Here is a 12,201-nt window from a genome sequence, read left to right as displayed (position 1 = left end):
ATATGACGGCGGTATTCCGCGAATAAATGACGTTCGAACACTAATTTCGTTGATTCGACCCGAACAATCCGATCGGAACCGCACAGACGCGACGGAACCGCACATCCATCCGGCCGGAAGACGAGATCGGGAGGGCGAACGGCCCGGACCGTCCCCGGCGACCGGGACCGGCCGCGTCCCGCGGCGCGTCACCTGACGAGGTAGGGGTCGCTGCCGGCGATGAAGCGCCCGAGGTCGCTCTCGCGGCGGAAGTCCGTCGATCGGAGTTCTCGGAGCGCGGCCGCGAGCCGGTCGCCGTCGCCCGCGGTCCACTCCGCGGGGTCTTTGATCGGGAGGACGAGCCACCCGGAGCCGAGCAGTTCCTCGGCGTGGAGCGCGTCCATGTCGATCTCGGTCTTGTGCGCCCGCGAGGTGTACTGCCGGAGGACGTGGGCGGTCGCGCGGGCGCCGACCGGGAGGAGGACGTGAGCGGCGATCGCCCGGAGCTCCGCGTCGAAGAAGCGCTCCATGTCGTCGTACGACGCCTCGTCCGGGGCGCCGTCGGCGACGCACATGTGGAGATACGAGAAGAACGTCTCGTCGGCGACGATCGGGTCCGCGGTCTCGGGGTCGTCGGCCGGGTTGGCGGTCGTCGCTGGGGCATCCGCCGCACCGTCGTCGAACCCCCCGATCAGACCGCCGTCGACCAGCGCGGAGAGGAACGCGGTCGACCACGGCTCGCCGGTGAACGGCACGCCGGCGTCCGTGCCACCGTGGACCCCGGGATGGTCGCCGATCACGTGGAAGTCGGCGTTGGCGTCGCCGTAGCCGGGGACGAACGACTCGCAGTCCGGGCGCATCCCGAACGGGTTCCGCGTTCGGTTCGTGACGTTCTGCACGCCGCGTGATAGGCGACGGACCGGTTAAATCGCGTTCGGTCCGCGTCGATCGGGAAGTGAAGCGCTCAGGCCGGGAGGGCCCGCCGACGCCCCCAACGCGAAGCGCACGAGCCACGATGGATACGCATAACTTATGGAAACGAGCCGTGTCCGCCCCGCCGTCGATATGCGTCGATCGGCGGAACGGCGAGGGTGCCTCATGAACAATAATTAACTACCGAGAATCGCATGACTGCGACGGTATCACATCTGACGGCCGGACAGAAGATATATATACACACCTCCGTTCGGGTTGTTCGAAGACCCATGTTCGACCGCATCCGTACGGCAGCCCTCTTCGGGCTGCACCAGGCGACCGTCGCAATCGGGATCTCGCTGTTCCCGGTAGCCGTCTTCGCCCGTAAGCAACTCGGTATCAACGTCCCCATCGGCCGGCTCGTCGAGACCACCGGCGAGGTGTACGAGGCCACCGAGGAGTGACCGCGTCGACGCCGCCGTGACCGTCTCGTTTTCGAGAGCATCCTTTTCGAGAGCGTCCTCTTCGAGAGCGTCTCCCTCGCAGAAGCGTCGCCGTTTCTGTGCCGCTCGGCTGTTATACGCGATCGCCGCGGTGGGACGAAGATGCGAGAGCACTCGCGTGCTCTCGCCGGTGGCTTGGCCGCCGACTGTCTGAGAGACCGTTCTCTCCCTCTTCGCGCTTACCGGGCTCTCGAAGCACGCGCCACCGCATGGACGAGCACCACCGCATGGACGAGCGCCACCGCGTGACGATCTGAACGCGGTCCGTATGAGACAGAGGAACCGTCGAAGCGGAGCCCAAAACGCCGGGAGCGCAGTTGGTCCGCGTACCTAGTCGCTTATAAGCGGCGTCGCCGACGTTCGCCGACGCATAGACCCGTCGGAACCGGCGGTCGGTCCCCGAAGGGTTGCCTTTATCAGCGCCCCGAGCCAACGGAGGCGTAATGCGAACACCGACTGGCGACCTCTCTGATGGACCGGCCGAGGAGTTAGGCCGCGACCAGCCCGTCTTCGGACCGGAGATCGGCGAGTTCGAACACAGCGAACGCCGCGCCGCGCAGGCCGACGGCGAGGGCGAGATGAAGACCGGCACCACGACGGTCGGCATCAAGACCGCCGACGGCGTCGTGATGGCCACCGACATGCGCGCCTCCCTCGGCGGCATGGTCTCCTCGAAGGACGTACAGAAGGTCGAGGAAGTCCACCCCCGCGGCGCGCTGACCATCGCCGGCTCCGTCTCCGCCGCCCAGCACCTCATCTCGACGCTGAAGGCCGAGACGAGCCTCTACGAGACCCGCCGCGGCAAGGACATGTCCATGGAGGCGCTGTCGACGCTCACCGGGAACCTCCTCCGGTCGGGCGCGTTCTACATCGTCCAGCCGATCCTCGGCGGCGTCGACGACGAGGGCGCCCACATCTACTCCATCGACGCCCTCGGCGGCACGACCGAGGAAGAGTACACCGTCACCGGCTCCGGCTCCCAGTACGCCCTCGGTGTCCTCGAACAGGAGTACCACGACGACGTGACCGTCGACGAGGCGACCGAGATCGCCGCGAAGGCGATCCAGTCCGCCGTCGAGCGCGACCTCGCGTCCGGCAACGGGATCAACGTCGCCGTCGTCACCGACGAGGGCGTCGACATCACCCGGTACAAGGACTTCGACGACCTCCTGTAAGGCGTTCCGGGGCAAGCGCCTCGATCTCGTTCTGCGATCCGTTCGGTTCCGCTCGGTTCATCGCTGATCCGTCGATTCTGTTCCGTCCGTTCCGTTTTCGCCCGTGACACGGCCACAGCCTAGGTGCCGCGGTCGCCGACGGCCACCGGCGTCAGTCGCGTCGGTCGCTTCCGGAGGTCACGCTGCGTCCGTCGGCGACCGGATCCCGTCGCCCCAGTAGAACCGCGGTCCGAGGACGAGGTAGCCGACGGAGAGGAACAGCAGCGCGAACGCGAACCCCTCGCCGATCCACGCGGGGAGAAGGGAGGTGACCATGTGGCCGACCGGGGTGAGGATCACGGCCGCCTGCACGACCCCCATCACGAGGGCATCCTGCGCGTGGAGGTCGGGGTACGTGACGGTCGAGCCCATCAGTAGGGCGAACGCGGCGGTCGCCGCGACGAGCAGCGCGGGAGCGGTGTAGCCGGCGATGACGGCCGCGGCGAGCACCGTGGCCGCCAGCGTCGTCGGCACGCCCACCGTCTCGCGGTCGTCGGTGTCGTAGGCCGTGTACATCCCGAGCCGGGCGACCGCCAGCGAGACGAACAGGGCCGCGACGCCGAGGCCGGCGGCGACGAAGACCGGGTCGGCCTCGAGCGTGCGCGCGTCGAGGACGACGAACGCCACGAGCGCGGCGGGCGCGACCCCGAACGACGCCACGTCCGCCAGCGAGTCGAGGTACGGTCCGGCGTCGGTGGAGCCGCGGTGACGCGCTACGACCCCGTCGAGCCCGTCCGCGACCGCGGCGAGCAGGATAAGGCGGGCCGCGAGTCGGGGGGCGACGGCGGCAGCGACGACCGCGAGGAATCCGACCGCCGCGTTCGTCACGGTCACCGCGTCCGCGAGCCCGAGCCGCCCGACGAACCGCAAATGCATACGGGATCGGTCGCCGAGACGGCTTTTAGGGTTTGTTATCTGCGGAGCGCACAGATCGGCGACGGGCGGCCGGAACCGTGCGGTCCGGGGGTTCGCGGAGCATCCGTCTCGCGTCGGGCGAAGTATTAACAACGGGATAGCCTAAGAGTGGGACATGGATCCGATTACCCTCCAATCCGGCCTCGGGTTCGGCCTGGTGAGCGTCGGGCTGCTCTTCCTGCTGCTCGTGGTCGTCACGCTCTGGCAGTCGTTCGAGATCGTCGACGCCTACGAGAAGAAGACGCTCACCGTGTTCGGGGAGTACCGGAAACTGCTCGAACCCGGGATCAACCTCATTCCGCCGTTCGTCTCCCGCACCTACGCGTTCGACATGCGCACGCAAACCCTGGACGTGCCCCGTCAAGAGGCGATCACGCGGGACAACTCGCCGGTGACCGCGGACGCGGTCGTCTACATCAAGGTGATGGACGCCAAGAAGGCCTTCCTCGAAGTGGACGACTACAAGAAGGCCGTCTCGAACCTCGCGCAGACCACCCTCCGCGCCGTCCTCGGCGACATGGAACTCGACGACACGCTGAACAAACGCCAGGAGATCAACGCGAAGATCCGCAAGGAACTCGACGAGCCGACCGACGAGTGGGGGATCCGCGTCGAGAGCGTCGAGGTCCGCGAAGTCAACCCCTCGAAGGACGTCCAGCAGGCGATGGAGCAGCAGACCTCCGCCGAGCGCCGCCGCCGCGCGATGATCCTCGAAGCGCAGGGGGAACGCCGCTCCGCCGTCGAGCAGGCGGAAGGTGACAAGCAGTCGAACATCATCCGCGCGCAGGGGGAGAAGCAGTCCCAGATCCTGGAAGCGCAGGGGGACGCGATCTCCACCGTTCTCCGCGCCCGCTCGGCCGAGTCGATGGGCGAACGCGCGATCATCGAGCGCGGGATGGAGACCCTCGAAGAGATCGGCAAGGGCGAGTCCACCACCTTCGTCCTCCCGCAGGAGCTCACGAGTCTCGTGGGACGCTACGGCAAGGCGCTCTCCGGTTCCGACGTGCAACAGATGGAGGGGCTCGACGGGAAGGAGTTCGACGACGACACCCGGAAGATGCTCGGGCTCGACGACATCGACGAGATCCTCGGTCAGATCGAGGAGTCCGCGGAGATGGACGTCGAGGAACTGGAGAAGGAGGCCGAGGCGGTCAAGGCCGGCGGCGCCGGCGCGGACATCAAGTCGGCCGACGAGGTCATCCAAGAGATGGACGAGGAGGCCGTCGACGGCGACGTGGAGACCGAACGCGAGAGCTGACCGGCGGGGTCCAGCAGGCCACCGACGGCGAGGTCGTCGGTGTCCGCAAGTCCGCCGTGAACGACCGCTCCGCGAAGCGACCAGATACCACCCCGAACGAAGTGTTTTTGTCGAGCCGACAACTACTGTGCGTTGTGACCGACGGGATCGACGGACGGAAACGGGAAACGCTCCGGCGGTTCGCCGCCATCGGAGCCGCCGCACCGTTCGTCGGGACCGCGAGCGCCGACGTCGGAAACGGCGAAGAATCCGACGCGAACGCGACCCGCGAGGCCATCCGCGGGTACGTGCCGACGACCCCCGGCGCCCACTTCTCGAAGCTCCGTGACGACCTCCGCCTCGGCACCGGCGAGGCGCAGTACCACCTCCGGAAACTGGAGGAGGCCGACGAGATCGAGTCGGCCAAGGACGCCGACTACCGGCGGTACTTCCCCGCCGAGCGGTTCGACGAGCTCGACAAGCGCGCGCTCGGGTATCTCCGGCGCGACACGCCTCGCGGGATGGTCCTCGCGCTGTTGCGCGATCCGGAGGCGACCGGCGCGGAGCTGGCGGCCGAACTCGGCGTCTCTCGGCCGACCGTGAGCACCGCCGCCGCCGACCTCGACGAGGCCGGTCTTCTCGACCGAACCGACGGCTACACGCTGACGGAACCGGAGCGGTTTCTCACGCTCGTGGTTCGGTACGCCGATTCCTTCGACGCCGACGCCGTCGCCTTCGCGGACGACGCGGCGTCGCTGGTCGCGTACGACCCCTGAGACCGGCCGACCGCGAATCGATGGCGGTCGGTCAGGCCGTGACCATCCACGTCGTCCCCGACGAGTAACCCCATTTCTCGACGTCGATGTCGGTGGCCGCGTCGGCGACCGCGCCCATGTTCGCGCCGACCTCCTTCGCCGAGAGGTCGAGCTCGTCCGCGATCAGCCGCGACTTGAAGTACGTCTTCTCGGCGGCGTTCTCCCGAAGGTACCGCAGGATACGGGCCTGTTTCGCGGAGAGGCCAGCTGATTCGACGGCGACGGCGTCGGATTGGACCGTGCTCATACCGGTCACAGGTCGTGTCACCGCATAAGGCGGTTGGTAGACCGGGTTAACACGCCGCAGTCATGCGGTTTTTCCTCGGTGAGAGCGCTCGTGGCGGGGGGCGAACCCTGCGTTTGGGTACGATCCTCGAACGCGGGCCGGAGCGCCGCGATCCGATCGGTAACGTCGCGATCCGATCAGTACAGATCGGAGACGAACGGGCCGAGCGCGCCGGCGACCGCGGTCGCGAGGGCGTCTGCGCGGTCGACGCGGCCGCTCGTGAGCGCGCCCGCGGCGCCGCCGCGCCTCGCGACCCCCTCCGCGTCAAGAACGTCGTCCATCACGGGACCGAGCTCCTCGCCGCTGGCGATCCGCGTGGCGATGTCGGTCGGAAGCTCGAGGCTCGGCCCGGCTCCGCGACTCGTCCGTGACCCGTCCGAGACCACCGCCCACATGACGAGGAAAAACCCGTCGGCGCCGTCGAATCCCGCGACGCCGCCCTCGATGCCGATGCCGAGGTCGTACGCACCCGCTTCGAGGACCGCATCGGCGCGGTTCTCGGCGCCGGCGACCGTCTCCGCGTGGCCGGTCGGCTGCTCGCTCACCCCGGACGAGACGGGGACCGACTCGACCGTGACGGTCGTCGGGTTCTCGGAGCACTCGTCGGCGAGGTCAGCTCCCCGCGACGATTCCAAGACCCGTTCGACCGCGCGCCGCTTCACCGGGTTGCCGCTGCCGACGCCGACTCGCATACCCGTGATCGAGCGACGGGCTACGAATAGGTCTCGATCCCCGGATGAAGCAGTCCCGTCAGCCGCTCGACGCCGTCGATCAGCGCGGGGCTCGGCTGGTTCAGGAGGGAGTCGTCGATGACGTGAACGGGGGCGTCGACGGCCCAGTCGCGCCCCTCGACGGTCGCGGGGTCGATCCGGTCCCCGTGCCCGCAGACGTGGACGACGACGTGGTCGGGGTCGGCTTGCTCGACGCTCGCGAGGTCGACCTCGCGGGAGCGTTCGCCCGCGTCGGCGAAGGGGTACCGACCGCCGGCGGCGCGCACGGCGTCGGGGACCCAGTTGCCGGCGGCCATCGGCGGATCCGACCACTCCTCGCAGTAGACGGTCGGGCGGGGGCGGCCCGCGACCGCGTCGGCGATCCGGTCGAGGCGCGCTCGGGCCTCGGTTGCGAGACGCTCGCCGGCCTCGGGTCGCCCCACGTCCGCGCCGCGGGCGGCGAAGGTCGCGACCGCCTCGTCGAGGGTCGCGGGCTCGCGGTGGCGGACGTCGAACCCGCGCTCGCGGCAGTCGTCGGCGAGGTCGCTCTGGAGCCCGTCGCTGGTGAGGACGACGTCGGGAGCGAGGCCGGCGACGCGGTCGAGGTCGGGGTTCAGCCACCCGCCGACGGGTGCGGGAGCGTCGGCTCCGTGTTCGGTTCCCGCCTCTTCCGGGGGATCGCAGTGGTGCGTGACGCCGACGAGGGTCTCGGCGGCGCCGAGAGCGGTCACGGTCGCGGTCGCGCTCGGCGCCAGCGAGACGACGCGAGGAGCCTTCATCGAGAACGAGTCGGAGCGCCACCCGCCCAAGCGTTTCGGTCGTCTGAGCGCTCCCCGAAAACACGTGATAGATCGTGTCCTTTTGTCGAGATTCCGGCGACACGTTCCGGTCGTTTTAAGTTCGGTTCCACCGTCTATCGGACAAGATCGCTCTCGGACCGTGTTCAGTTACCGAGAGGGGGTTTAGCCATGAGTGAACGATTACACACCCGGGGGAGTCGCTCCCGAACGGAGACCGACGAGAAGGAATCGGAACAGACCGACGAGACGCTGAGCTGTCCGGAGTGCGGCGGCAACGTCATCAACGACGAGGAGCACGGCGAGAGCGTCTGCGCCGACTGCGGGCTCGTCGTCGAGGCGGACTCGGTCGACCGCGGGCCGGAGTGGCGCGCGTTCGACTCCCGCGAGAAGGACGAGAAGAGCCGCGTCGGCGCCCCGACGACCAACACGATGCACGACAAGGGGCTCTCGACGAACATCGACTGGCGCGACAAGGACGCCTACGGTCGCTCGCTCGGCGCGCGTCAGCGCCAGAAGATGCAGCGGCTCCGCAAGTGGAACGAGCGGTTCCGCACCCGCGACTCGAAGGAGCGTAACCTGAAGCAGGCGCTCGGCGAGATCGACCGGATGGCCAGCGCGCAGGGCCTCCCGGACAACGTCCGCGAGACCGCCTCCGTCATCTACCGCCGCGCGCTCGACGAGGACCTCCTCCCGGGCCGCTCGATCGAGGGCGTCTCCACCTCCTGCGTGTACGCCGCCGCCCGAATGGCCGGTGTCCCGCGCAGCCTCGACGAGATCGCCGACGTGTCGCGCGTCGAGAAGGCCGAGATCGCCCGGACGTACCGTTACGTCGTCCGCGAGCTCAAGCTCGAAGTGAAGCCCGCAGACCCCGAGCAGTACGTCCCGCGGTTCGCCTCGGACCTGGAGCTCTCCGAGGAGTCCGAGATGCGCGCGAAGAGCCTCCTCCGCAACGCCAAGGAGAAGGGCGTCCACTCGGGCAAGTCGCCGGTGGGCCTCGCGGCTGCCGCCGTCTACGCCGCCGCGCTCCTCACGAACGAGAAGACGACGCAGGCCGCGGTCTCCGAGGTCGCCGACATCTCCGAGGTCACCATCCGGAACCGCTACCACGAGCTCCTCGAAGCCGAGGACGGCCTCGTCGCCTAAGCCGACCGACTTCTTCTGTCGCCCGCGGGTTTCGTTTCCGCCCGGACGCACACAGCTAAGTCCCCGGCCGCGGAACGCTCGCGTATGTTCGAGGAGTTCGTTCTGACCGCGAGCACGGCAGCCCTCTCGGAGGAGCCGCGGGCCCGCGAGCACGCCGACGCCGTGGAGTTCCGGATGGATCTGGCGAGCGATCCGCTCGCCCAGCTCGACGCGTACGACGGCGAGCTCCCGCTGCTCGTCACGAACCGGGCGTCGTGGGAGGGCGGCGAGGCCGACGACCTCGGTCGGTTCGACGCGCTCTCGACGGCGCTCGGGAACGACGCCGTCGCCGCGGTCGACGTCGAGCTCGCCGCCCTCCGCGGCAACGCCCCCGAGGGAGAGCGGTCGCGCGCGACAGCGCTCCGCGACACGGCCCGAGAGGAGGGGATCGACGTGGTCGTCTCGGTCCACGACTTCGAGTCGACGCCCGAGCCCGCGGCGCTCGTCGACCTGCTCGCCGACGCGGCGAGAGAGGGCGACGTGGGGAAACTGGCGACGACCGCGGTCGGCCCCGAAGACGCGCTCGCGATGATCGAGGCGACCCACGAGGCGACCGCGGCGGGCCATCGCGTCGCGACGATGTGCATGGGCGAACCGGGCCGGCACACCCGCGCGGTCACGCCGATTTACGGCTCACGGATCGGATACGCGCCCGTCGACGCCGCTGACGCGACCGCGCCCGGCCAGTACCCGCTCGCGACGCTCCGCCGGCTCGTCGACGGGCTTCGTGAGGGCGGATCGGGAACATAGGGGTTGCGGCCCGCTGCACGGCCGCGACTCGACCGACGGCACCCACGCTTTTGACTCTCGGCGTTCAAATCGGGCGGTGAGATGAACCTCAGTAACGGCGCTCAGTCGTCCCTGGTCACCGCGTTCGGCCTCCTCGTCGCGATCGTCGCGATCGTCGGAACCCAGGTTCTCGGGTGGGAGTGGGGGTCCGGCCAGCTCGTTCCGACGCTCGTCGGCGTCGCAGTCGCCGGGATCGCCATCGCGGTCGTCGCCAGACGGGCGCTGAGTTGAACGCGGCGGAGCCGGGTTCCGTTTCGAGTCTCGTCCGCCCCCTCGGCTCGCTGGCTCCCCGCCTCGGGCGTCACGGAGCCAAACCGCTTTACGAGCGCCGCCGTAAGTGGCGCCAATGGCGACGTGCGACGTGTGTGGGGAGTACGAGAACCTCCCGTACCAGTGTAAACGGTGCGGCAAGACGTTCTGCGCCGAACACCGACTGCCGGAGAACCACGACTGTCCGGGGCTCGCCGGGTGGGACGACCCCGGCGGCGTCTTCGACAGCGGGTTCGACGAGAGCGTCGAGACCGGCGGGTCGGGCAGGGCGGGTTCCGGCTCGTCGACCGGCGTCACGGGCCGCATCAAGCGACGGATCGATCGCGAGACGAGCACCGGCGGGCTCGTGAGCTACCTCCGCGGGAACGCGACCTACGCCATCTTGGCGGCGATGTGGATCACGTTCCTCGCGCAGTGGGCCGTGACGCTGCTGTTCGGCGAGGCCGCCCACAGCCAGGTTTTCGTCCTCCGGTCGGACGCGCTCGGTAACGTCTGGACGTGGGTGACCTCCGTGCTCTCGCACTCGCGCATCCAGCCGTTCCACATCATCGGCAACAGCGTCGTGATCCTGTTCTTCGGTCCGCTCGTTGAGCGGGCCGTGGGTTCCCGCCGCTTCGCCGGGTTCTTCTTCGCGTCGGGGATCCTCGCCGGCCTCGGCCACGTCCTGTTCGCGATCGCGACCGGCGCGCCGACGGTCGGCGTGCTCGGCGCCAGCGGCGCCGGATTCGCGATCCTCGGCGTGCTCACCGTCTGGCGCCCGAACATGCAGGTGCTCCTCTTCTTCGTCATCCCGATGAAGATCAAGTACCTCACTTGGGGGATCGCGCTGATCTCGGCGGTGCTCGTGATCCAGACCGGGACGGGCGGCGTCGGCGGCATCGCGCACCTCGCGCACCTGATCGGCTTCGCGATCGGGCTCGCGTTCGGCAAGCGAAACGAGAGCCTCGCGCGGTCCGCGCGCGGCCCCGGCGGGATGCAGATGGGCGGCCCTGGCGGCCCCCGAGGACCGGGCGGCCCGGGCGGCCCCGGCGGGCGGTTCTGAATGGCTCCGACGCCGGACCCCCCGGATCCGGACGCCGACGAGTCGTCTCGTTTCGGCTTCGACGATATCGCACACCCCGAGTTCCTCCCGGACCCGACGCTCTCGCACGCGGAGATGGAGTCGCTCCAGCGCGAGCTGGCGGCGACGGCGACGTTCGCGGACGATCACGGGATCGATCCGGCCGCGGTCGCGATCGACGAGCCCGCGGACCTGACCGACGGGCCGCCGGACGCGCGCCAAGAGACGCTTCCGGGGACGGACGCGGACTCGGACGCGGGCGACCCCGACGCGCCGGTCGTCGTGGGGCTCGATCAGGCGTTTCTGACGCCCGACGACGGCGAGGACCGAGCCGTCTCCGCCGCGGTCGCGATCCGCGACGGCGACGTGATCGAGCACGCGAGCGCGACCACCCCACTCTCGATCCCCTACATCCCGGGACTGCTCGCGTTCAGGGAAGGAGAACCGATGCTGGCGGCGCTCGACGCCCTCGGAGTTGAGCCGGACCTCCTAGTCTGTGACGGCTCCGGTCGGATCCACTTCCGGGCGGCCGGCGTCGCGACCCACGTCGGCGTGCTGCTGGACGTGCCGAGCGTCGGCGTCGCGAAGAGCCTGCTGTGCGGCGTGCCCGACGAACCGACCGACGGGCGACCGGAGGGGTGGCGAACGCCGGTCCGAGCGGACGACTCCGTGGAAACGGCTGTCGTCGACGGCGACGCCTCCGGCGGCGACACGGCCGACGGCGACGCCCCCGCCGCGCCCGTCATCGGTCACGCCTACCAGTCCCGGCAGTACCCGAACAGCCGCCGCGTGAACCCCCTGTACGTGAGCCCCGGCCACCGGGTGTCGCCCGCGACGACCGTCGACCTCGTCGAGGCGCTGTGTGCGGGCTACAAGCTCCCGGAGCCGACGCGGATCGCGGACGCGTACGCCGACGCCGCGAAGCGGGACGCGTCATGAGCGAAGCGGGGCACGGCGCGGTCGCGAGACCGGGGGCGCGGGCGACCGCACTCTTCCGTGCCACCAGTTGCCACAGCCAGGCGGTTTATATACTCTGGACCGCGAACGCGAACGTATGGGAGACGAGGAGACCGAGGGCCCGATGTCTACCGAGGAGTTTCGATCGCTGAGGGACGGACTGGTTCGACAGAGCTCCGGCGGCGGGACCACCGTGTACAAAAACGCCGCGGGGGTCGGCTGCCCGAACCCCGACTGCGACCGCGGCGTCTTTCAGACGCTGTTCGTCAGCGATCACGGCTGGCAGCAGATCGGCGCGACCCGCGACGGGATCGATCTGTGCCTCTGTAACACCGAGTCGAAGCGGCTCGTCTTCATCCACGACGAGTGAGTCGAGCGAGCGTGGGCCGGTAGCGGGTCGGGCGGCAGCGATTCGAGCGGAATCGGGTCGGAAACGGCGGTGAGAACCCTTTTCGTGAATCACGCACCAGAGGGACGTATGCCGCGTTCCCTCCCCATCAGCGCCGAGGATATCGCCGATGCCTTCTTCATGATGGTCACGACCCTCGTCGGATTCCTCATCGGCGGGG

15 protein-coding genes are annotated in these 12,201 nt (G+C 69.2%); 10 read left to right on the top strand and 5 right to left on the bottom strand.

From position 1 onward, the window contains the following. Positions 1-188 precede the first annotated feature (188 nt). Positions 189-878: a uracil-DNA glycosylase family protein gene (locus C471_RS12690; RefSeq protein WP_004049596.1), complete on the bottom strand. Its 690-nt coding sequence runs from the start codon at positions 876-878 to the stop codon at positions 189-191. 306 nt (positions 879-1,184) lie between these two features. Here C471_RS12690 and C471_RS17750 point away from each other — a divergent pair, with 306 nt between their 5' ends. Beyond that, entirely contained in the window at positions 1,185-1,358 is a 174-nt protein-coding gene (locus C471_RS17750; protein WP_004049594.1) for a hypothetical protein, read from the top strand. A gap of 482 nt (positions 1,359-1,840) precedes the next feature. Next, positions 1,841-2,572, top strand: a complete 732-nt coding sequence (gene psmB, locus C471_RS12685) for an archaeal proteasome endopeptidase complex subunit beta (protein ID WP_004049592.1) — start codon at positions 1,841-1,843, stop codon at positions 2,570-2,572. 177 nt (positions 2,573-2,749) lie between these two features. Here psmB and C471_RS12680 read toward each other — a convergent pair whose 3' ends face one another. After that, the gene (locus C471_RS12680) at positions 2,750-3,487 is read right to left on the bottom strand and encodes a protein sorting system archaetidylserine synthase (protein WP_004049586.1); all 738 of its coding nucleotides are present in this window, start codon (positions 3,485-3,487) and stop codon (positions 2,750-2,752) included. 154 nt (positions 3,488-3,641) lie between these two features. On the opposite strand from C471_RS12680, the gene C471_RS12675 reads away from it, so the two are divergent. Both C471_RS12675 and C471_RS12670 read left to right on the top strand, forming a co-directional pair. Continuing rightward, the gene (locus C471_RS12675; RefSeq protein WP_004049584.1) at positions 3,642-4,784 is read left to right on the top strand and encodes an SPFH domain-containing protein; all 1,143 of its coding nucleotides are present in this window, start codon (positions 3,642-3,644) and stop codon (positions 4,782-4,784) included. A 134-nt stretch (positions 4,785-4,918) separates the two neighbouring features. Further along, on the top strand, positions 4,919-5,539 hold the full coding sequence (locus C471_RS12670; RefSeq protein ID WP_004049582.1) for a winged helix-turn-helix transcriptional regulator: 621 nt from the start codon (positions 4,919-4,921) through the stop codon (positions 5,537-5,539). Between the two features lie 31 nt (positions 5,540-5,570). Here C471_RS12670 and C471_RS12665 read toward each other — a convergent pair whose 3' ends face one another. The 3 genes from C471_RS12665 to C471_RS12655 form a co-directional block, all read right to left on the bottom strand. Further along, positions 5,571-5,825: a DUF7123 family protein gene (locus C471_RS12665; RefSeq protein ID WP_004049579.1), complete on the bottom strand. Its 255-nt coding sequence runs from the start codon at positions 5,823-5,825 to the stop codon at positions 5,571-5,573. Between the two features lie 176 nt (positions 5,826-6,001). After that, a complete protein-coding gene (locus tag C471_RS12660; protein WP_049909398.1) occupies positions 6,002-6,565 on the bottom strand; it encodes a DUF84 family protein in 564 nt (187 codons plus the stop codon). Positions 6,566-6,576: 11 nt separating this feature from the next. Continuing rightward, a complete protein-coding gene (locus tag C471_RS12655; protein WP_049909396.1) occupies positions 6,577-7,353 on the bottom strand; it encodes a cobalamin-binding protein in 777 nt (258 codons plus the stop codon). 189 nt (positions 7,354-7,542) lie between these two features. Between C471_RS12655 and C471_RS12650 the strand changes: the two genes are divergently transcribed. From C471_RS12650 to C471_RS12625, 6 genes are all read left to right on the top strand, one after another. After that, positions 7,543-8,517, top strand: a complete 975-nt coding sequence (locus C471_RS12650) for a transcription initiation factor IIB (protein WP_004049574.1) — start codon at positions 7,543-7,545, stop codon at positions 8,515-8,517. Positions 8,518-8,601: 84 nt separating this feature from the next. After that, the gene (locus C471_RS12645; RefSeq protein WP_004049573.1) at positions 8,602-9,306 is read left to right on the top strand and encodes a type I 3-dehydroquinate dehydratase; all 705 of its coding nucleotides are present in this window, start codon (positions 8,602-8,604) and stop codon (positions 9,304-9,306) included. Positions 9,307-9,387: 81 nt separating this feature from the next. Next, the gene (locus tag C471_RS12640; RefSeq protein ID WP_004049572.1) at positions 9,388-9,576 is read left to right on the top strand and encodes a hypothetical protein; all 189 of its coding nucleotides are present in this window, start codon (positions 9,388-9,390) and stop codon (positions 9,574-9,576) included. Positions 9,577-9,691: 115 nt separating this feature from the next. Beyond that, positions 9,692-10,657, top strand: coding sequence for a rhomboid family intramembrane serine protease (locus C471_RS12635; protein ID WP_004049571.1), 966 nt, complete (start codon positions 9,692-9,694; stop codon positions 10,655-10,657). Next, the gene (locus C471_RS12630) at positions 10,658-11,614 is read left to right on the top strand and encodes an endonuclease V (RefSeq protein WP_004049569.1); all 957 of its coding nucleotides are present in this window, start codon (positions 10,658-10,660) and stop codon (positions 11,612-11,614) included. 115 nt (positions 11,615-11,729) lie between these two features. After that, entirely contained in the window at positions 11,730-12,002 is a 273-nt protein-coding gene (locus C471_RS12625; RefSeq protein WP_004049568.1) for a DUF7385 family protein, read from the top strand. Positions 12,003-12,201 lie beyond the last annotated feature (199 nt).

The sequence above is a fragment of the Halorubrum saccharovorum DSM 1137 genome (assembly GCF_000337915.1).
Classification (GTDB): domain Archaea; phylum Halobacteriota; class Halobacteria; order Halobacteriales; family Haloferacaceae; genus Halorubrum; species Halorubrum saccharovorum.
This window is presented reverse-complemented; position numbering and strand designations above follow the sequence as displayed.

Bases quoted from the DNA above. Each gene is read 5' to 3' on its own strand.
- C471_RS17750 (WP_004049594.1), top strand. From the start codon at position 1,185: ATGTTCGACCGCATCCGTACGGCAGCCCTCTTCGGGCTGCACCAGGCG.
- psmB (WP_004049592.1), top strand. From the start codon at position 1,841: ATGCGAACACCGACTGGCGACCTCTCTGATGGACCGGCCGAGGAGTTA.
- C471_RS12680 (WP_004049586.1), bottom strand. From the start codon at position 3,487: ATGCATTTGCGGTTCGTCGGGCGGCTCGGGCTCGCGGACGCGGTGACC.
- C471_RS12675 (WP_004049584.1), top strand. From the start codon at position 3,642: ATGGATCCGATTACCCTCCAATCCGGCCTCGGGTTCGGCCTGGTGAGC.
- C471_RS12665 (WP_004049579.1), bottom strand. From the start codon at position 5,825: ATGAGCACGGTCCAATCCGACGCCGTCGCCGTCGAATCAGCTGGCCTC.
- C471_RS12655 (WP_049909396.1), bottom strand. From the start codon at position 7,353: ATGAAGGCTCCTCGCGTCGTCTCGCTGGCGCCGAGCGCGACCGCGACC.
- C471_RS12650 (WP_004049574.1), top strand. From the start codon at position 7,543: ATGAGTGAACGATTACACACCCGGGGGAGTCGCTCCCGAACGGAGACC.
- C471_RS12645 (WP_004049573.1), top strand. From the start codon at position 8,602: ATGTTCGAGGAGTTCGTTCTGACCGCGAGCACGGCAGCCCTCTCGGAG.
- C471_RS12640 (WP_004049572.1), top strand. From the start codon at position 9,388: ATGAACCTCAGTAACGGCGCTCAGTCGTCCCTGGTCACCGCGTTCGGC.
- C471_RS12635 (WP_004049571.1), top strand. From the start codon at position 9,692: ATGGCGACGTGCGACGTGTGTGGGGAGTACGAGAACCTCCCGTACCAG.
- C471_RS12630 (WP_004049569.1), top strand. From the start codon at position 10,658: ATGGCTCCGACGCCGGACCCCCCGGATCCGGACGCCGACGAGTCGTCT.
- C471_RS12625 (WP_004049568.1), top strand. From the start codon at position 11,730: ATGGGAGACGAGGAGACCGAGGGCCCGATGTCTACCGAGGAGTTTCGA.